Source organism: Qipengyuania qiaonensis, assembly GCF_019711515.1.
GTDB classification, from domain to species: domain Bacteria; phylum Pseudomonadota; class Alphaproteobacteria; order Sphingomonadales; family Sphingomonadaceae; genus Qipengyuania; species Qipengyuania qiaonensis.
On sequence record NZ_JAIGNO010000004.1, the window covers coordinates 123,176 to 142,412 of the forward strand.

The 19,237-nt window shown below is 62.6% G+C and carries 20 protein-coding genes; 9 read left to right on the forward strand and 11 right to left on the reverse strand.

The window, feature by feature from the left end; all coding sequences use genetic code 11:
- Positions 1-25 precede the first annotated feature (25 nt).
- The 6 genes from K3174_RS08220 to K3174_RS08245 form a co-directional block, all read right to left on the reverse strand.
- Entirely contained in the window at positions 26-361 is a 336-nt protein-coding gene (locus tag K3174_RS08220; RefSeq protein WP_221557780.1) for a hypothetical protein, read from the reverse strand.
- A gap of 11 nt (positions 362-372) precedes the next feature.
- Positions 373-1,245, reverse strand: coding sequence for a F0F1 ATP synthase subunit gamma (locus tag K3174_RS08225; RefSeq protein WP_221557781.1), 873 nt, complete (start codon positions 1,243-1,245; stop codon positions 373-375).
- A gap of 7 nt (positions 1,246-1,252) precedes the next feature.
- Positions 1,253-1,546, reverse strand: coding sequence for a putative quinol monooxygenase (locus K3174_RS08230; protein ID WP_221557782.1), 294 nt, complete (start codon positions 1,544-1,546; stop codon positions 1,253-1,255).
- Positions 1,547-1,553: 7 nt separating this feature from the next.
- Positions 1,554-3,083, reverse strand: coding sequence for a F0F1 ATP synthase subunit alpha (gene atpA, locus K3174_RS08235; protein WP_221557783.1), 1,530 nt, complete (start codon positions 3,081-3,083; stop codon positions 1,554-1,556).
- A gap of 12 nt (positions 3,084-3,095) precedes the next feature.
- On the reverse strand, positions 3,096-3,650 hold the full coding sequence (locus K3174_RS08240) for a F0F1 ATP synthase subunit delta (protein ID WP_221557784.1): 555 nt from the start codon (positions 3,648-3,650) through the stop codon (positions 3,096-3,098).
- A gap of 238 nt (positions 3,651-3,888) precedes the next feature.
- Positions 3,889-5,430: a S1C family serine protease gene (locus tag K3174_RS08245; protein WP_221557785.1), complete on the reverse strand. Its 1,542-nt coding sequence runs from the start codon at positions 5,428-5,430 to the stop codon at positions 3,889-3,891.
- Positions 5,431-5,521: 91 nt separating this feature from the next.
- Here K3174_RS08245 and K3174_RS08250 point away from each other — a divergent pair, with 91 nt between their 5' ends.
- From K3174_RS08250 to K3174_RS08260, 3 genes are read left to right on the forward strand one after another with little or no spacing between them, the layout of a single operon-like run.
- On the forward strand, positions 5,522-6,556 hold the full coding sequence (locus K3174_RS08250; RefSeq protein WP_221557786.1) for a bifunctional transcriptional activator/DNA repair enzyme AdaA: 1,035 nt from the start codon (positions 5,522-5,524) through the stop codon (positions 6,554-6,556).
- Positions 6,557-7,300 (forward strand): isocitrate lyase/PEP mutase family protein, encoded by a 744-nt coding sequence (locus tag K3174_RS08255; RefSeq protein ID WP_221557787.1) that lies wholly within the window; start codon positions 6,557-6,559, stop codon positions 7,298-7,300.
- A gap of 47 nt (positions 7,301-7,347) precedes the next feature.
- Complete coding sequence (locus tag K3174_RS08260; RefSeq protein ID WP_221557788.1) at positions 7,348-8,109, forward strand: siderophore-interacting protein; 762 nt, start codon at positions 7,348-7,350, stop codon at positions 8,107-8,109.
- 72 nt (positions 8,110-8,181) lie between these two features.
- On the opposite strand, the gene K3174_RS08265 is transcribed toward K3174_RS08260, so the two are convergent.
- The 3 genes from K3174_RS08265 to K3174_RS08275 form a co-directional block, all read right to left on the reverse strand.
- A complete protein-coding gene (locus K3174_RS08265) occupies positions 8,182-9,078 on the reverse strand; it encodes an OmpA family protein (RefSeq protein ID WP_221557789.1) in 897 nt (298 codons plus the stop codon).
- A gap of 258 nt (positions 9,079-9,336) precedes the next feature.
- On the reverse strand, positions 9,337-10,902 hold the full coding sequence (locus K3174_RS08270; RefSeq protein ID WP_221557790.1) for a cryptochrome/photolyase family protein: 1,566 nt from the start codon (positions 10,900-10,902) through the stop codon (positions 9,337-9,339).
- A 34-nt stretch (positions 10,903-10,936) separates the two neighbouring features.
- Complete coding sequence (locus tag K3174_RS08275; protein ID WP_221557791.1) at positions 10,937-11,533, reverse strand: FMN-dependent NADH-azoreductase; 597 nt, start codon at positions 11,531-11,533, stop codon at positions 10,937-10,939.
- Positions 11,534-11,574: 41 nt separating this feature from the next.
- Here K3174_RS08275 and K3174_RS08280 point away from each other — a divergent pair, with 41 nt between their 5' ends.
- Positions 11,575-12,000, forward strand: coding sequence for a winged helix-turn-helix transcriptional regulator (locus K3174_RS08280; protein WP_345719610.1), 426 nt, complete (start codon positions 11,575-11,577; stop codon positions 11,998-12,000).
- On the opposite strand, the gene K3174_RS08285 is transcribed toward K3174_RS08280, so the two are convergent.
- Positions 11,997-14,162 (reverse strand): primosomal protein N', encoded by a 2,166-nt coding sequence (locus K3174_RS08285; RefSeq protein ID WP_221557792.1) that lies wholly within the window; start codon positions 14,160-14,162, stop codon positions 11,997-11,999. The genes K3174_RS08280 and K3174_RS08285 overlap by 4 nt on opposite strands.
- 64 nt (positions 14,163-14,226) lie before the next feature.
- On the opposite strand from K3174_RS08285, the gene K3174_RS08290 reads away from it, so the two are divergent.
- Entirely contained in the window at positions 14,227-14,922 is a 696-nt protein-coding gene (locus K3174_RS08290; protein ID WP_221557793.1) for a DUF4197 domain-containing protein, read from the forward strand.
- Here the strand turns inward: K3174_RS08290 and K3174_RS08295 are convergent.
- Positions 14,919-15,569 (reverse strand): DUF2490 domain-containing protein, encoded by a 651-nt coding sequence (locus K3174_RS08295; protein ID WP_221557794.1) that lies wholly within the window; start codon positions 15,567-15,569, stop codon positions 14,919-14,921. The genes K3174_RS08290 and K3174_RS08295 overlap by 4 nt on opposite strands.
- A 58-nt stretch (positions 15,570-15,627) precedes the next feature.
- On the opposite strand from K3174_RS08295, the gene fsa reads away from it, so the two are divergent.
- Genes fsa through K3174_RS08315 form a run of 4 tightly spaced genes read left to right on the forward strand, consistent with a single transcriptional unit; the run spans position 15,628 to position 19,230 of the window.
- On the forward strand, positions 15,628-16,290 hold the full coding sequence (gene fsa, locus K3174_RS08300; protein ID WP_221557795.1) for a fructose-6-phosphate aldolase: 663 nt from the start codon (positions 15,628-15,630) through the stop codon (positions 16,288-16,290).
- A gap of 1 nt (position 16,291) precedes the next feature.
- Positions 16,292-18,115 carry a cobaltochelatase subunit CobT gene (gene cobT, locus K3174_RS08305; protein WP_221557796.1) on the forward strand — a complete coding sequence of 608 codons (1,824 nt, stop codon included), beginning with the start codon at positions 16,292-16,294 and terminating at the stop codon, positions 18,113-18,115.
- Entirely contained in the window at positions 18,116-18,559 is a 444-nt protein-coding gene (locus tag K3174_RS08310; RefSeq protein ID WP_221557797.1) for a DUF2267 domain-containing protein, read from the forward strand.
- Positions 18,556-19,230: a nitroreductase gene (locus tag K3174_RS08315; protein ID WP_221557798.1), complete on the forward strand. Its 675-nt coding sequence runs from the start codon at positions 18,556-18,558 to the stop codon at positions 19,228-19,230. The genes K3174_RS08310 and K3174_RS08315 overlap by 4 nt, the downstream gene beginning before the upstream one ends.
- Positions 19,231-19,237: the final 7 nt, after the last annotated feature.

A 19,237-nucleotide genomic window follows, 5' to 3' on the forward strand; every position in this document is an offset into this window, starting at 1 on the left:
GTCCTGACTTGGGGTTTATTGCGCCTTAGCCGACGCAAACATTTTCCGGATCGGCAAAGGTCCATTCGCCGTCGCCGGCGGTAAGGGTTGCCTTGTTGCGGAGATACTCGTCTTCGCCGAGACCGAATTCGCACAAAACATCGGGCGAGCCCATGCCGGCGCGTTTGCAAACGGCGGTGTTGACTGCCTCATCCTCCGGGCATGTCTCGGCGTACTTCGCGGTGAAGAAGGCCTGGTCCGGTGCCGCGAGAGTTTCGATCGGCTCGGGCGTGACCACCTGTTCAGGGGTCGGCTGAGCCGCGGGCTCCTCGCCGCAGGCGGCGAGCAGGGCAAGGGGAAGGAGGAGGGCGAAGTTCTTCACGTAATGTATCCTTAGAGTGCTTCTGCACCGGCGATGATTTCGATCAGCTCGGTGGTAATCGCCGCCTGACGGCTTCGGTTGTATTGGATGGTAAGCTTGTTGATGAGGTCGCCCGCGTTGCGCGTCGCGTTGTCCATCGCCGTCATCGAGGCGCCCTGTTCGGACGCTTCGCGTTCCAGCAGGGCACCGAATAGCTGCGTCTTGACGTAGCGGGGCAGGAGTTCCTCGAGGATCTCTTCTTCGCCCGGCTCGTATTCGACAACCGCGTCACCGCCGGTCGCGCCACCTTCGGGCGATGGCACGGGGATCAGCTGATCGACCGTCGGATCCTGCGCGAGAGCCGACTGAAAGATCGGGTATACGAGGTGGGCGACATCGAATTCACCCTTTTCGAAACGTTCGATCAGATCGTCGGCGATCGCTTCGGCTTCTTCGAAGCCCGGATTGCGCACAGTCGACGTGTCGAAATGTTTTTCGATATTGTTGGCAAAGTCGCGCTTGATCGGGGCGCGGCCTTTTTTGCCGACAAGATAGAACTTCACGTCCTTACCTTCGGCAATCAAGGCCCTTGCCTTGACCTTGGCAGCCTTGACGATGTTGGAGTTGAGACCGCCGCACAAACCCTTGTCGGTGTTGACGACCACCAGCAGGTGGCGCTTGTCCGATCCGGTGCCGGCGAGCAGTTTCGGCGCACTGTCTCCGCTGACCATGCCGGCAAGCGAGGCCATCACGCCCGACAGCCGCTCGGCATAGGGTCGCGCGGCTTCGGCCGCCGCCTGCGCACGGCGCAGCTTGGCCGCCGCGACCATCTGCTTGGCCTTGGTGATCTTCTGGGTCGATTTGACCGAGTTGATCCGGCCCTTGAGTTCTTTGAGGCTAGCCATATCCTGTTCAGCCTTCCAGCGACTTCACTTCGACGAGTTGCGGTTCCGACTGGAGCCAGTTCTCGTATCTGGCGAAGACGTCTTTGGTATATTCCTGAGCATGGTGGAAATCGAACGCGTCGCGATCCGCCCACTCTTCGAAAATCATGATCGTGCTCGAACCGTCCGCTGCGCGGTGCGGTTCGAAAGAGATGCATCCGTCTTCGGCACGCGTTGCAGGCACGATAGCGGCCAATGCCTGAGCGGCGGCCTCCATATGCTCTGGCTTGACCGGGATGGTGGCGAAAACGGTATAACTCATCGGTCGATCAGGCGAACTGCTTGGCGAAGGTCTTGAGCGCGTCGACGACCTTGTTCTTCGTATCGTCCTCGAACTTACCAGTGGTGCGGATTTCTTCCAGCACGCTAGCATGTTCGGACCGCATGAAGCTCAGCATCTGGGCTTCGTAATCGGTTACGCGGTCGACAGCGACACCGTCGAGATAGCCATTCGTCCCGGCGAAGATCGACACGACCTGTTCTTCAACCGGCATCGGCGAAAACTGCGGCTGCTTGAGCAGCTCGGTCAGGCGCGCGCCGCGGTTGAGGAGCTTCTGCGTGGCAGCATCGAGGTCCGAACCGAACTGCGCAAAAGCGGCCATTTCGCGATACTGTGCCAGGTCAAGCTTCATCGAACCGGCGACCTTCTTCATCGCCTTGGTCTGGGCGGCCCCGCCTACGCGGCTGACCGACAGGCCGACGTTGATGGCCGGGCGAATGCCCTGATAGAACAGGTCGGTTTCGAGGAAGATCTGACCGTCGGTGATCGAGATCACGTTGGTCGGGATATAGGCCGACACGTCGCCCGCCTGCGTTTCGATGATCGGCAGCGCGGTGAGCGAGCCCGAACCGTTATTGCCATTCATCTTGGCCGCACGCTCGAGCAAGCGGCTGTGGAGATAGAACACGTCGCCCGGATAGGCTTCGCGGCCCGGCGGGCGGCGCAGCAGCAGCGACATCTGGCGGTATGCAACGGCCTGCTTGGACAGGTCGTCGTAGACGATCACGGCGTGCATGCCGTTGTCGCGGAAGAATTCGCCCATCGTGCAGCCGGTGTAGGGAGCGAGATACTGCAGCGGAGCCGGTTCCGAAGCGGTCGCGGCAACGACGATGGAGTATTCCATCGCGCCGTTCTCTTCGAGCTGCTTGACGATCTGCGCAACGGTCGAGCGCTTCTGACCGACGGCGACGTAGATGCAGTACAGCTTCTTGCCTTCATCGCCCGAGGCGTTGACTTCCTTCTGGTTGATGAAGGTGTCGATTGCCACGGCCGACTTACCGGTCTGACGGTCGCCGATGATGAGTTCGCGCTGGCCGCGGCCAACGGGCACGAGCGCGTCGATAGCCTTGAGGCCCGACTGCACGGGCTCCGAAACCGATTCACGCGGGATGATGCCCGGAGCCTTCACTTCGACGCGGCGGCGTTCGGTGGATTCGATCGGGCCCTTGCCGTCGATCGGGTTGCCAAGGGCATCGACCACGCGACCGAGCAGACCCTTGCCGACGGGCACGTCGACGATGGTTTGGGTCCGCTTGACGCTGTCGCCTTCCTTGATCTCCGCGTCCGAACCGAAGATCACGGCACCGACATTGTCGTTTTCAAGGTTGAGCGCCATGCCCTGAACGCCATTGGCGAATTCGATCATCTCACCGGCCTGAACCTTGTCGAGGCCGTGGATGCGGGCGATGCCGTCACCAACGCTCAGCACGGTGCCCACTTCGCTGACTTCGGCTTCGGTGCCGAAATTGGCGATCTGGTCCTTGATGACCTTCGAGATTTCTGCGGCGCGGATATCCATGATGTGTGTCCTTTAAGCCTTCATGGCCTGGGAAAGCGAATTGAGACGGGTGCGGATCGAGGCGTCGATGCGCTTCGATCCGATGGTGACGACGAGGCCGCCGAGCAGATCGGGATCGACCTTCGTGGAAAGTTTGACCGTGCGGCCTTCGCGGGCCGTCAGCTTGGTCTTGAGTTCGGCAAGTTGTGCATCGGTAAGGGCATGCGCGCTCGTGACCTCGGCGGTCACTTCGCCGCGTTGTGCGGCGGCGATTGCGCGGAAGGCGCGGATCACGGCAGGCAATTGTGCCAAGCGGCGGTTCTGCGCCAGCACGCCAAGGAAATTCTGCGTCAGTTCCGAAACGCCAAGCACGGTCGAGACGCCCCCAAGCGCTTTCTGTGCATCGGCACGCGAAACCTTGGGATTGGTCGTGACGGCGGCAAGCTCGACCGATTCGGCGAGTGCAGTCTCGAGCTTCTCGAGGTCCGATTCGACCGAGGTCACGGTTCCGTTTTCGCTGGCGAGATCGAATAGGGCCGAAGCGTAACGCCCTGCCAGGCTAGCCTGAATACCGGCGGAAATATCCACGCGCTTGAGGTCCTCTCGGGTCCGGAAGAAAAGTCTGTGCGAGCCAAGCCGTTTGCGGGCAGACGAGAGTCGCCCCGGCAAGGTCGGCGCGCGCCTAGCAAAGCCCCCCGTCAATGGCAAGCCGACTCCGGATGGCTAATCTGCACTCCGTTCGAAAAGCCGTTGTTCGCACGGCACGGGCTTATCGGTCGTCGCCTTGCCTTGCGTCGGCCAAAGTCTCGGGAAAGCCGCTTTCCCGCTAGTTGCGGGCGTTGCACTCGTAGACAAGCCTCTCATTGGCCTGCTGGGGCATCCGACCGAGCACCTCGCTCTGCAATTCGCCAAGCTGCGCGGCGGCGTTCTCGCTCCCGCACTTGGGTGCTTCGAATTTGCCGCGCGCCTCGCGGGCTTCGTTCATCTCGGTGCGAGGCAGCAGATAGCGTTCGGTCCGGAAGATACGGCGGTCGGGATCGAAACTGTTCACCGAAACCGCGTCTTCATCGTCCGGCACGAAGACGCGCGACCATGTGCCACCGGAAAAGCCATACTGCGTCCGCGTGTTGACGCAGCCATCGGCCGTCCAGTCGAATTCGACGTCCTTCACATCGGCACTCGTAATGCGGCTGCGTTCGGGGACTAACCTGCAAAGCAAGGCCAGATCGCCGGGTTCGCCCGCTTCGCCTCCGCCCGCATCGTCGTCGCCATCCTGCATTGCGGCGGCAACCCGGCGATCGATTTCGTCGAGTCCTGGGCGCGTGAGGTAAGCCGCAAGTGCAACAAGGACGACCACCGCCGTTGCCCCTCCTACGATCCGAAGCTTCTTGTCGTCGCGCGGGTCCTTGTTCCACAATGCGAGTGCCCACTGACCGAGCCCGAATGCCACGAGCAGCAGGACGAAGGAAAGGAATACGCGATCCTCGCGGTCGGTAATGACTGCCTGTTCCGCTTCAAGCAGCGCGCGATCGCGTCTGGCCCGCTGTGCTTCCGATCGTTCGGCAAGGTCTTCCCGCGCGGCGATCTGTTCGCGCTGCATTCGCTCGCGTTCGGCCTGATCGAGATCCGCCATCGAGCGGCAGGTTGTGTTGTTGATGCGCGGCTCGATCTCGTTGGCACGCAGGAAGGGGATCAGTTCGCGATTCGACACGGCAAAGAAAAACTCGGCATCGCCGCCGTCATTGTCTGCACCGAAACTGTTGACGCCCACGACGCGGCCGCAACTGTCGACCAGCGGACCACCCGAGTTTCCTCGCGCGATCGGTGCCGTATGCAGAATGGTATCGAACTGACGGCTGGGCCGCGCGCCGGATACGAAGCCGCGGCTCTTCACCGGCGGCTGACTGCGAAAGATATCGCTGATCGACAACCCCTGCGCACGGTCCACATTCATGGGGTAGCCAACGCTGGTTACCTCGCCGCTGTCAGGCGGCATCCCCCCGGCGATTGCCAGCGGGGGGAGCCGCAGATCGCCAGTAATGCGGATCAGCGCAAGATCGTTCCTCCCCGAGACCGCGATAAGCTGGCCATAAACCGCCTCACCGCCACCGGATGAAACGATGCCGATATCCATGTCCTTGTCGTGCATGGCATCGCGCACGACGTGGGCATTAGTCACCACGGTATCGCCGGAAACCGCAAAACCTGTGCCGTGGCTGACGGGAAACAGTTCATCATCCTCTTCACCGATGATCACCACGCGCACAACTCCGCGCGCCGCGGCGTCGATATCGGCGGGGTCGGCTCGTATGGATCCCGGTGCGAGCAGAACGAGAAAAGCGGCGAAAAGGCTGAGCAGATGTCTCATCTGACAGGGGCTTGTGACGGCCATCCGCTTTGATCGCAAGCTTCGGGATGCACATGTCACGAGACTTGCGCACAATGGCCTGCATTGAGCTATGGAGAAACTTGCTATGATCGATGCGGAGACTGCCTGGAGCGCTGTCAAGCGCCGCGACCGCTCATTCGATGGTCGCTTCGTCACCGGTGTATTGACCACTGGCATCTATTGTCGGCCGTCCTGCGCAGCGCGCCATCCGGACCGGGGCAATGTTCGTTTTTTCGCGGATGGGGCTGCGGCTCGGGCAGCGGGGTTGCGCGCCTGCAAGCGCTGTCTGCCCGACAATGTAGGGCGCGACGAGGCGGCGGTCCTGGCGGCGATCGATGAAATCCGCAGCGCCGAGGATGCGCCTTCGCTGACCGCACTTGCACAGCTTACCGGCTATTCGCGGGCGCATTTCCAACGCGTTTTCAAACGTGCCATTGGGCTGTCGCCCGCTGCCTATGCCCGGGCCCTGCGCGAACAGCGCGCGCGGGACGCATTGTCGGGTAGCGCAAGCGTGACCGATGCGATCTATGAAGCGGGCTACGGTTCGGCCTCCCGCTTTTACGAGAATACCAAAGGGCGATTGGGGATGGCGGCAAGTGCGTGGGCGAATGGCGGAGCAGGAGTGACGATCCATTGGGCGGTAGTCGATACCAGCATGGGACCGATGCTGGTGGCCGCAACGGCCAAGGGCGTATGTCGCCTTTCGTTCAACGAGGACGTGAGCGAACTTGCCCGCCGCTTCCCGAAAGCCGATCTGGTTGAAGGCGGGGACGAGTTCGAGGCGTTGCTCGCCGATGTCGTCGCCGGCGTGGAGGCGCCGGGCGACTTCTCCCATATCCCGATCGACGTGAAGGGGACCGCTTTTCAGGAGGCGTGCTGGGAGGCGCTTCGTGCCATCCCGCCGGGCGAAACACGCACCTACGCCGAAATCGCCGCGGCGGCGGGGAATCCGAAGGCGGTGCGCGCGGCGGGCAGCGCGAATGCGCGCAACAATGTCGCGGTGCTGATCCCGTGCCATCGCGTGATCCGCACAGGCGGCGATCTCGGCGGCTATGCGTATGGCCTCGATATCAAACGTGAATTGCTGAGGCGCGAGGAGCAGTAAGTGACGACAATCGCAGAATTCGCAGCGTTGCATCGCAGCGCAGAACCACTGGTGCTGTTCAACATCTGGGATGCCGGCAGCGCGATCGCGGTGGAGCAAGCCGGTGCCCGCGCGATCGCGACGGGCAGTCTATCGCTCGCCGGTGCGCAGGGATACGGGGATGGCGAGGACATACCGTTCGAGGTGCTGCTGGCGATCGTGCGTCGGATCGCAGCTTCCGTAAACGCGCCCCTTACGGTCGATTTCGAGACTGGTTTCGGGATCGACGAGGCGGCGCTGGCCAGGAATGCGACGGCGCTGCGCGAGGCGGGGGCGATAGGCTGCAATCTGGAGGATCGCCTGCTCGATGGCGCTGGACTGCGTCCGGTTGCCGAGCAGGCGCGGCGCATTGCCACGGTTGCTGCGCAGGGATTGTTCATAAACGCGCGTACCGATGTTTTCCTTGCGGCACTGATGACGGGCGACAACCCAAATCGGCGGGAACTGGTCGATCAGGCGATAGAGCGAGCAGCTTCTTACAGCGAAGCGGGGGCGGGTTGCTTCTTTGCACCCGGGCTGGGCGACCTAGACCTGATCGGCGCGCTTTGTGAGGCCGTGAGCCTGCCGGTCAACATCATGCACCTCGACGGGATGGATAACGCCGAACTGGCTCGATGCGGCGTCGCCCGGATCAGCTATGGTCCGGCGCCTTGGCGACAGGCGATGGCGGCGCTCGCTGAGCAGGCGCGAGCAGCAATGCAATAATTTCGAAGCCACCTTGTATTGCGAACGGTTCGCATTAGTTGTGGTAGATGAGTACAAGACCAGCACCTAGAAACCTCACCGTTCTTTCCAGTCGGCGTCTCTCGCCATCCATGATCCGCGTTTCGCTGGGTGGTGACGGAATCCGCGATTTTCCGGCCGATTTCGCGGGCGGCTACGTCAAGCTGATGCTCGAACCGCCTAGCGCGACGACGAAGGCGGTGATCCGCACCTATACGATCCGCCACCAGCGCCCCGGTGCCATCGACGTCGATTTCGCGCTACACGGCGGGGAGGCTGCGGGTCCGGCGACGCAATGGGCATTGTCGGCACAGCCCGGAGATACGATTGCGGTGGGCGGACCGGGCCTGCCCAAGCCGCTGCCGCCGGGGCGCGATTTCTATTTGATCGCAGGCGATATGACCGCGCTACCGGCCATTTCGGTCAATCTTGCCGCACTGCCGGCGGATGCGCGCGGGTGTGTCGCCATCGAAATACAAGACGAGGCAGACCGCCCGGACATCGTCGCGCCCGCAGGGATGCAGATCGAATGGCTGATCAATCCCGAACCCGGCAGGCGCCCGGACCTGCTCGCCGACACATTGCGGTCGATAGGACGGCCCGAAGGCTCGGTTGCCGGTTGGGCGGCTTGCGAGTTTTCATCCATGCGCAAGCTGCGCGACTATCTGCGCGGTGAACTCGGGCTCGGTGGGAGCGATCTCTATATCTCGAGCTATTGGAAGCACGGGCTGATCGAGGATGAGCACAAGCTGGTGAAGCGCGCCGACGCCGAGGCTCAGCCGGCCGGCTGAACGAACCGAAAGCGCAAATGAAAAGGGCGGACCCGAAGGACCGCCCCGATATTCGTGTTTGGCTATCCCGGATCAGAGACCGGTTTCCATTCCGTCGACGCTCTTGCTGACGAGAATGTTGACGGCAACACGGCGGTTCTGCGCCTTGCCCGCTTCGGTGGTGTTGTCCGCAGCCGGGTCGGCTTCGGCCATGCCGGTCGGGGTCATCATGCGATAGGGCGCCCACTTGCATTCCTGCTGGAGGAAGTTGACCACGCGGGCCGCGCGTTTTTCGCTGAGTTCCTGGTTGATCTCGTAACCGCCGGTCGAATCGGTATAACCGACGACGAGAAGCAGCGCATTGTCGGTAGCGCCCGCCTGGCTGGCAGCCTGGCAAAGCTCGGTCCGCGCCGTATCCGACAGATTGTACTTGCCAGTATCGAAATAGACGTTGGTAACGCCCTTGATGTTGTACTCGTCGATATTGGCGACGCGTCCGCGCAGAGCTTCGGTGGCCGCTTCGTTTTCGGTAAAGCGCTGGTCGGTGCCGTTGTGGATCATCCGCGCCGTCTTGAGGTCCTTGGTCTTGAGCGCGACCTTGGTGGCAATCAGGCCCCTGTCTGCCCACTCGACAGTCTGCACTTCGACCGGCAGGCCGTTGAGCAGGTCTGCGGCAGGAAGCGTATCCTTGCTGAGGCCCAGGAAGCCGCCGCTGCTGCGGATTTCGGTGGCAGGACTGATCGCGACGACGGTGCGCGAACCATCGGCGGTCGTCACCTGCATTCTTTCGTCTTTGCGCGCCGAAATAACGCCATCGATGGTCGGGCCTGCCGGCATGCCGGTAAGATCGCTGGGCATGTTGCCCATGACGGTGGCCAGCACTTCACCATCCTGCGGCTCAAGCTCCTGCGCATATACGCCGCCCGTTGCGGGCAGAGCGAGCGCGGCAAGTACCGCAAGGGCTTTCGAATTTCTTGAAATGGCAGTCATAGTCTACTCCTCAAAATCGACACCGGCACACGCGGTGTGTCCGGACCTCGATGTCCGGTCCACTCCCTCCATTGTGCGTATGCGGGCAATCCAACCCCCTCTAGTTGTCCATATTGGTCCAGATGTAGCACGGGGCTACGGATCGGCCTGATGTTCAGATCGATCTGCGGTGCCAATGAATGTGAGCCGATTTGTCTCCTGATGAGTCGGTGACCGGAGCCCAATCTGCGGTAAAGCGACACCACGCGATCGAAATGATTAACCATCCGCAGGCCGGGCCCAGCCCTTCGCGGCGGGTTCCAGACGATCGAGGAATGCCCGTGCGCTCTGGAGATACTCCCGCTGGCGGTCTCCCCCCATGCGATCCCAGGTGGAATAGATCCGGCCGATGCGGTGGTTCTTCTCCAGCCGCTCGCGGTGATGGTGCATGAAGTGCCAGTAGAGCGGGTTGAACGGACACGCGCCGTCGCCGGTCTTCTTGCCAGGCGAATAGGTGCAGCCCACGCAGTAATTGCTCATCTTGTTGATGTAGTTGCCACTTGCCGCATAGGGCTTGGAGGCCAGTTTGCCACCATCGGCATATAGGATCATGGCCGCGACATTGGGCAGTTCGACCCACTCATAGGCATCGGCATAGACGACAAGATACCAGTCCTGAACTTCGCGTGGGGCAATACCCGCGAGGAGAGCGAAATTGCCCAGTACCATCAGCCGCTGAATATGGTGCGCATGGGCATTGTCGCGCGTCGAACGGATGCAGTCGGCCAGACACGCCATGTCCGTTTGCCCGGTCCAGTAGAATTCCGGCAGGCCGCGCTGGGCATTGAGCGCATTCGCGTTCTGCAAATGCGGCATCTGGTGCCAGTAGAAGCCGCGCACATATTCGCGCCAGCCGATGATTTGCCGGATGAAGCCTTCGACCGAATTCAACGGCGCTTTGCCGTCCTTATAGACCTGTTCTGCGCGCTGGCAGAGTTCGAGAGGGTCGAGCAGGCCGAGGTTGATGCTGGTTGAAAGCATCGAGTGGAACAGATCGTCCTCTCCTACGACCATGGCATCTTGATAGGGCCCGAAGCACTCGATCCGTTCGGCGAAGAAGGCGTCGGCGGCTTCTTGCGCTTCTTCCCGGGTGACCGGCCATTCGAACGTATCGAGATTGCCGAAATGATCGCCGAAGCGGGCTTCGACCAGTTCGATCACGTCTCGCGTGATCGCGTCCGGTTCGAATTTCGGGCGTTCGGGTGCGGACAGGCCGTCTTTGGGTGGCTTGCGGTTCTCGCTGTCGTAGTTCCATTCGCCGCCCTCGGGCTTGTCACCATCCATCAGCAGCCCGGTCTTGCGGCGCATTTCGCGATAGAAGAACTCCATGCGAAGTTCCTTGCGATCCGCTGCCCATTCGTCGAACTCGCTTTGGCTGCAGATGAAACGACCGTCGCGCAGTATTTCCACGTCGCACGCGAACTTGTCCGCCCATTGCTCCATGTCTTGCCGCACGCGCCATTCGCCCGCTTCGACCACGCTGACGAGGCGCGGTGAATGCTTTTCTACCGCTCGCGCGACTTCTCCGGCAAAGCTGCCCGCATTGCCTTCGTCATCGAGCTGCACGTAGTCGACGGTCCAGCCGGCATCGCGCAGTTCCTCGGCGAAATGGCGCATGGCGGAGAAGATCAGCGTAATCTTCTGCTTGTGGTGCTTGACGTAGGTTGCCTCGTCCCAAACCTCCATCATCAGGATGATGGTATCGTCCTTGGTCCGCCCGCGCAGGCTCGCGAGCGTCCGGGTCAGTTGGTCTCCGAGGATGGGAACGAGTACGGGGCCGGGCATCGCGTATTCAATGCCCGGCGCCCGCCATGGTGCCTTACAGCTTGGCGATTTCCTGTTTAGCCGCTTGGAAGCCGGCGGCGATGGCATCCGGGCCGAAGCCCGCTTTCTCGACCCGCACGAAATGCAGATCGTCCACGCCGATAAAGCCGAAGAAAGTTGTCAGCAGGCTTTCCTGGTTTTCCGCGATCTGGTCATTCGAGTATTCGCCGCCGCGCGCGGACGCGATGACGACCTTGCGCCCTCCCGCGAGACCTTCGGGTCCTGCCTCGGAATATGTGAAAGTCACGCCGGGCACACCGAGCCGATCCAGCCACGCCTTCAACTGGCTGGGGATGGTGAAATTATACATTGGTGCGCCGACAATCACGATGTCGCTGGCGAGAAATTCGTCCAGTACCGCGCGCTGATCGGGATAGGCCGCGGCGACCGCCTCCTCATGCGTCTCGGGAGCGGTGCGGATCGCCTTTGTGGTGATCGGGTCGATATGCGCCAGCGGTTCGGCGACCAGATCACGGGTGACGACCGTCGCATCGGGATGTTTGGCAGTGAAGTGAGCCACAAGCTCGTCGGTCAGCCTGCGGCTGATGGATTGGTCGCCGGTGGTCGAACTGTCGATACGAAGGATTTGCACGAGATGGACTCCATAGTTACTATCGATAACCTGGAGGCTATATGGCAACCGTAACTCGGCCCGCGCAAGAAGGCACTTTCCTGTCCGATAGGGACACCGGTGTTACCCTCGAGGTTCACGATGCACCGCAATGCATGGCAGTGAACGATATTCTCGCACGCGTCGGCGATAAATGGTCGGTGCGCGTGGTGCTGGCACTGACCGATGGCTCGCAGCGGTTCAATCAACTGCGGCGCGATATTCCCGGCGTGTCGCAGCGTATGCTCACCCGCACCCTGCGCGGTCTCGAACGCGACGGGCTGGTCAGCCGGACCGTAACCCCGAGTGTCCCGCCGCGCGTAGACTATGCGCTGACCGCGCTCGGCCGGTCATTGTGCGATCCGGTGGCGCGTCTGGGCAATTGGGCGATCGAGAACATCGGCAAGGTCGAAGCGGCTCGCGCGGTGTTCGATGGCGAGCAGGACTAGACGAAACTGTAGGGATCGATGTCCACCGCCACGCGCACGCCAGGCGGATGGTCGACCTGCGCCAGCCAGCGACGGATCTCGTCCTGCAGTTGCACGCTGCGGCGCGCATTGATGAGAAAGCGGTAGCGGTACCGCCCGCGGAGCAGTGCCATGGGCGCAGGCGCGGGGCCGAGGATCAGGCAGTCCTCGACCTGCGGTCGGAAAGCGCCGAGACGATTTGCTGCCTCGCGCGCCTCCGCATCGTCTTCGCTCGAGACGGTGATCGCGGCCCAGCGGCCGAAGGGCGGGGCGCCCGCCTCGCGGCGCATTTCGGTTTCGGCGGAATAGAAGGCGTCGCGGTCGCCAGCCGCCAGCGCCGCGATCACGGGCGCCTCGGGATGACGGGTCTGGATCAGCACTTCGCCGGGCTTCGACCCACGCCCGGCACGTCCCGCGACCTGCGCCACCTGCTGATAGGTACGTTCCCCTGCACGCAGGTCTCCGCCTTCGAGACCGAGATCGGCATCTACCACGCCCACCAAAGTCAGGTCGGGGAAATGGAACCCCTTGGTTACCAGTTGCGTGCCGACGATGACATCGACCTCGCATGCCTCGACTGCGGCGATAAACTCGGCGGCGCGTCCCGGCGAATTGAGCGTGTCCGAGGTGGCGACGAAGACACGTGCCTGCGGCAGCCTTTCGGCCACCTCGTCGGCGATGCGTTCGACGCCCGGACCGCAGGCGACGAGGCAATCGGGCTCCCCGCATTCGGTGCAGGCTTGGGGGGCGGGGGCCTCATGCCCGCAATGGTGGCAGGCGAGCCGCCGGGTAAAGCGATGTTCGACCAGCCAGGCGCTGCAATTGGGGCATTGATAGCGAAAGCCACAATTGCGGCACAGCGTCAGCGGGGCATAGCCGCGGCGATTGAGGAACAATAGCGATTGCTCGCCACGTTCCAGACGGTCCTCGATCCCGTCCACCAGCCGCTGGGCAAGCCACATGCCATGGGGCGGTTTCTCCTGCGTGAGGTCGATCGTGTCGATCGCAGGAAGTTCGGCGCCGCCGAAGCGGCTTGGCAGATCGATTTTCCGATAGATACCGCTTTCCGCCATCTGCAAGCTTTCGAGGGCAGGCGTCGCGCTGGCGAGCACCACTGGCACTTTCTCGAAGTGTCCGCGCATCACCGCTACATCGCGGGCATTGTAGCGAACTCCATCCTCCTGCTTGAAACTCGTCTCGTGCGCTTCATCGACCACAATGAGTCCAAGCTTGGCGAAAGGCAGAAAGAGGGCCGAGCGTGCGCCGACCACGACCTGCCCCGTTCCTTCCGAGACTGCCCGATAGGCACGCCTGCGCTCTGTCGATTTCAGCGAGGAATGCCACAGTACCGGTGCCGCACCGAAGCGTTCTTCGAACCGGTGCAGGAAGTTCTCGGTCAGGGCGATCTCGGGCAGCAGAACGAGTACCTGCCACCCCATGCGCAGCGCTTCTGCGATGGGTTCGAAATAGGTCTCCGTCTTGCCCGACCCGGTGACACCATCGAGCAGGAAAGGGGCGAATTCCGCCTTCCGCACGGCAGCGGCAAAAATGTCCGAGGCCTCGCGCTGTTCGGCGTTCAGCGCAATCTCCGCAAAATCGGGCCGAGCCGCGTCGTATGGGCGATCGCAATCGACCTCGACCGGTTCGAGAACACCCTGGTTCACCAGCCCCCGCAAGACGCCTTCGGAAACGCCGGCAATCCCGGATAGCTCGCGGATATTGGCCTGTTCGCCTTCCAGCGCCTCGATTGCCGCATGGCGCTGCGGAGTCATGCGCTCGGGCAGGCCCCCGGTGAGGCGGTACTCCGTCATCGTCGCCGGCCCCTTGAGCGCGCCGCCCGACGAAAGTGCCATACGGGCCACGCTGGCCAGTGAGGCCACGTAATAATCCGCAGCCCATTCGATCAATCGCCGGAGCGGTGCCGAAAGCGGAGGGACCGGCAGCACCCCCCTGAGATTGCGCAGTTTCTCAACCGGAACGTCCGTTCCCGGCAGCCGTTCAGCCTCCCAGACGATTCCGATCACGGTGCGTGGGCCGAGCGGACATTCGACCACCGAACCGGGGCCGATATCCATACCGTCCGGCACTCTGTAGTCGAGCGGCCCGAGAGCGGCATTAAGGACGAGGCAACGGACACGGTTCATGGCCTGGCCATATGGGCGGCGCGAGGCAGATGAAACAAGGGTGGGGAACAAGAGGACCGACGATATGACCGATATTCTCGCGAAACCTACTGGTCGCCGCGCCATGCTTGGCGGCATGGTCGCTTCGGGTGGTCTGCTGCTTCTTCCGGCCTGCTCTTCCATTCCCGGTCTCAGTCTCGTCGACGCCGTGCAGCGTCTGCTGTTTCTTTCCAGCGAGCGCGCATTCGCTCGCATGCTGCAAGGTGGCGGGTTCTGGGATCAGCAGGTCGCGCAGGCCGGGCTGAACAATCTGCTCGGTGCGCGCGGCGATGTGCTGGCGGGTATTCTCACCTCGTCGCTATTCAAGAGCCGGCTCGAGGGCGCTTTCGGCGATATTGCTTACGAAGGTGCGGAACGCGCCGCGCCGCTGGTGACCGATGCCGTGCGCGTGATCGGGATCGGCAACGCGATGGAGCTGGTGCGGGGCGGCCCAAATGCAGCGACCACCTTCCTGCGCGGATCGATGGGCACGACACTGGTCGAAGCGATGGTCCCCGAACTGGGGCAAGCGATGCGCGTGGCGCAAGAACCGCTGGTGGGGGAACTGGTTCGCGGGCTGACCGGCGTCGACCTTGCGGGCGTTACCAACCGGTTCGCCACCAGCATCGACAATACCATCTGGCGTGAAATCGGCGTCGAGGAGGCCGCGATCCGTCGTGATCCGGCGGCAACGCGGGATCCGTTGATCATCGGCGTCTTCGGAACCGGCTCCGCGCTTTAGAAGCGCGTGACGACGCCTATGGAGGGGACGTGGCTGATGCGATCGGGCGCTCCGGGAAGAGGGTTGTAGAACAGACCGTAGCTTCCCGTGACACGGACGGTTTTCGTTACCGATTGTTCGATCCCGGCGATAAACCGCAGCTGTTCGGTTCGCGGATCGGTGCCACGCGTGGCCTGCTGCAGGTTATAGAGCCACTCGGTCGAAAACACCGCACGGGTTCTATCGGCAATCTGCGGCGCAAACTGAACGCGGGCCCGCCCCCGCAGTGCTACCCGATCCGCACCTTCGAGGAAGCGCTGTTCGAACCGCCCACGAAAGACCACTTGCCCGAAGGTGACATTGACCTGTTGGTGCGGGCGATGTTCTTGCCCGGTTCCGGCGCTGACCCAGGCATAGCCCGTGCCGATCGTGATTGCATCGGACACCTTGTGATCGAGCGAGATTCGCGCGAGGAACTGGTCGTCTCCTTCGCGCAGCCGCTCGGAAATGTCGAAGGTCAGCGAGGTCGCATCATCGAACAGAGCCGTGGCGGCGGCGGCGTTGAGCCATAGTTGTGTGTCTTCCTCCGCGGCGCGGGCCGGCGACGGTTGCAATGCCGCACCGGCGGCGGCAAGGAAGGCGCAGACCGCGCGGAGGTGAATCGTCATGCCGCGCTTAATACTGGCGGCGAACCTTCTCGCCCATCCGAATTCGGAGCTTCCGCGCATGAAATTCTTCGTCGACACTGCCGACATCGCCGACATCAGGGAACTGGCCGATACCGGCCTGCTCGATGGCGTCACCACCAATCCTTCGCTGATCGCCAAGTCGGGGCGGGACTTCATGGAGGTGACCAAGGAAATCTGCGATATCGTCGATGGTCCGGTAAGCGCCGAAGTTGTCGCGCTCGATCACGATACGATGATGAAAGAAGCCGAAACCTTGCGCAAGATCGCAGACAATGTCTGCATCAAGGTTCCGCTGACGATCGACGGGCTCAAGACCTGCAAGAAGCTCACCTCCGACGGTACGATGGTGAATGTCACGCTGTGCTTCAGCGCCAACCAGGCGCTGCTCGCGGCCAAGGCAGGCGCCACCTTCGTGTCACCCTTCGTCGGACGGCACGACGATAACGGCTTCGACGGCATGGCACTGATCCGCGACATCCGCCTGATCTACGACAACTATCCGAATTTCGGCACGGAGATCCTCGTCGCCAGCGTCCGCAATCCCGTCCATGTGCTCGAAAGCGCGCGCATCGGCGCAGATGTCGCGACCATGCCACCATCGGTCATCAAGGGGCTGTTCAGGCACGTGCTGACGGACAAGGGTATCGAGGGTTTCCTCAAGGATTGGGAAACCACCGGGCAGAGCATCCCGACCGCGTAACTTGACCGAACAGACCCCTCTCGATCGCTTCAAGCAGGCACTGACCGGTGCCAGCCGCGCGCTCGCGCACGAGCCGGAGGTCGAGGTTGCGTGGAGTGCGGACAGCCCGACCCAATCGGGCAAAAACTTCCGCGTGCCGTTGCCGGGTCGAAACCTGCCGCGCGAGCAGGCGATCGAGGCGCGCGGCTTTGCCGACAGTTTCGCGCTGCGGCTGCGCCATCACGACGAGGCGCTTCATGGCAAGGGCGCCCCGCCCGAGCCCATTGCGCGCGCCTGCTACGACGCGATCGAGCAGGTGCGTTACGAGGCGATCGGCTCGACCCGGTATGCCGGCATTCGCGGCAATCTCAATTCGGCGGTCGAAATGCGGACCGCTGCGGACCCGATCGTGCGTGCGGATGAGGCCAAGAACGTGCCGTTGCCGAGCGCGCTGTCGCTGATGCTACGGGAGGCGCTGACCGGCGAAGCCGTTCCCGAGCGGGCGCGCAAGGCGGTCGATCTGGTGCGCGAGGACATTCTCGCCAGGATCGGCACGGATATGGACGGGCTGGCCGATGTGCTGGACGACCAGCGCGCGTTTCAGAACCTGACGCTCGACATCTTGCGCGATCTCGATCTGACCTTGCCCGACAGCCCCGAACCGACCGATGCCGAGGATGGCGAGGACGAGGAAGGCGAGAATCCGGAGGATCAGGACGAGACCGACGAGGAAGACGAGGGCGGCGCAGAGCCGCAGGCGACCGATGCCCGTAGCGACGTCACCGATGGCGAGGCCGACGGCGACGCCGATCAGGAAATCGATGGCGAGCAGGAAATGTCCGACGGCGATCCGTCCGACGATGGCGAGGAGGGCATGCAGCCCGTCCGACCCAATCGGCCCTGGACCGATTTCCCCGAAACCTTCGAGTACAAGGCATACACGGCGAAATTCGACGAAGAGATCGACGCGGGCGAGCTGTGCGATCTCGAAGAGCTGGAGCGGCTGCGTACCTATCTCGACAGCCAGCTTGCCGGTCTGCAGGGCGTGGTCACACGGCTTGCGAACCGTCTCCAGCGCCGCCTCATGGCGCAGCAGAACCGCAGCTGGGATTTCGATCAGGAAGAAGGACTGCTGGATGCCGCGCGCCTGACCCGCGTGGTGGTCAGCCCCGGCCATGCACTCAGCTACAAGGTCGAACGCGACACCGAGTTCAAGGATACGGTCGTCACGCTGCTGATCGACAACTCAGGCTCCATGCGCGGGCGACCGATTTCGATCGCTGCGATCAGCGCCGATATCCTGGCACGCACGCTCGAACGTTGCGGCGTGAAGACCGAGATTCTCGGCTTCACCACCCGCGCATGGAAGGGCGGGCAGAGCCGCGAGGCATGGCTCGCCGATGGCCGTCCCGCCAATCCGGGCCGCCTCAACGATCTGCGCCACATCCTCTACAAGAAGGCCGACGAACCCTGGCGCCGCGCGCGCCGCAATCTCGGCCTGATGATGCGCGAAGGGCTGCTAAAGGAAAATATCGATGGCGAGGCGCTGCTCTGGGCGCACGACCGCCTGCTGCGCCGCCCGGAGGACCGCCGTATTCTGATGGTCATCAGCGACGGGGCGCCGGTCGACGACAGTACGCTGAGCGTCAACCAGGCGGGCTTCCTCGAAAGCCATTTGCGCAAGGTGATCGACTGGATCGAGAAACAATCGCCGGTGCAATTGGCGGCCATCGGGATCGGCCACGATGTCACGCGCTACTACAAGCGCTCGGTGACGATCATGGACGTCGAACAACTGGGCGGGACGATTATCGAACAATTGGCCGATCTGTTCGAGGTTGAGTGAATGACCGTCCCTTCCGATTACCTCTATGCCGATCGCGATTTTCGATCCTTTATGGAGCGCGCGAAGGAGAAGACCGACCTGCCGACCACCAATATGGCCTGGGGCGTGGTGCTGGGAGTTTTCGAGGTATTTCGTCGACGCCTCGATGCAGTGCAGAGGCTGGCATTCGCTTCCGCGCTGCCTCCGACTCTACGCGCAATATTCTGTGAAGCTGGAGCGCCAACCAAACAGCCGGTTCCGTTTGCGAACAAGGACGCCCTTACTTGCGAGGTACAGGAGTTCCACCGCGATCATCAGTTTGCGAGCGACACAGCGATCGACGATGTCGCAAGCGCCTTGGCTGAATTCGTCGATCTTCGCCGGTTCCGGTCTGTGTTGGACGACATCGGACCGGGTGCGGTGGACTACTGGTCGGCGGTCTTCTCGGACGAGTTGATAGGATGAACGTTTCAGAAGCCGTCCAGTCCCGTCGCTCTGTCCGCGCCTTCACCGACCAGCCGGTCGATCGCGAGGTGCTTACCCGTATCCTCGAAAAGGCGCAGCGCTCCCCCTCCGGCGGCAATACCCAGCCGTGGCACGGCATCGTCCTCACCGGTGAGCCGATGCGTAAGCTCTTCGACCGCATCGCCCTCGAATTTCCCAAGGGGCGCGCAGCACACGCCCCGGAATACCACGTCTATCCGCCCGAACTCGACGGCGCCTATGAACAGCGCCGCCGCGGGGTTGGGGAGGACATGTATGGAGCGCTCGCAATCTCCCGCGAGGAGAAGGGCAAGCGGCTGATGTGGTTCGCCAACAATTTCCGCGCCTTCGGGGCACCGGTGCTGATGCTGGTCCATACGCCCAAATATATGGGGTCGCCGCAGTGGAGCGATATCGGCATGTGGCTGCAGACCATCGGCCTGCTCGCCCGCGAGGAAGGGCTCGACACCTGCTTCCAGGAAGCCTGGGCGGTCTACAGCCCGCAGATCCGCGAGGTGGTCGATATTCCCGAGGACCACATCTTCTTCTGCGGCGTCGCCATCGGGTATCGCGATACCGATGCGCCGGTGAACAATTTCGAGGTGAAGCGTGCCGGGATCGATGAAAGCGTGCGCTGGGAGGGGTGGGGCTGAACCTCCT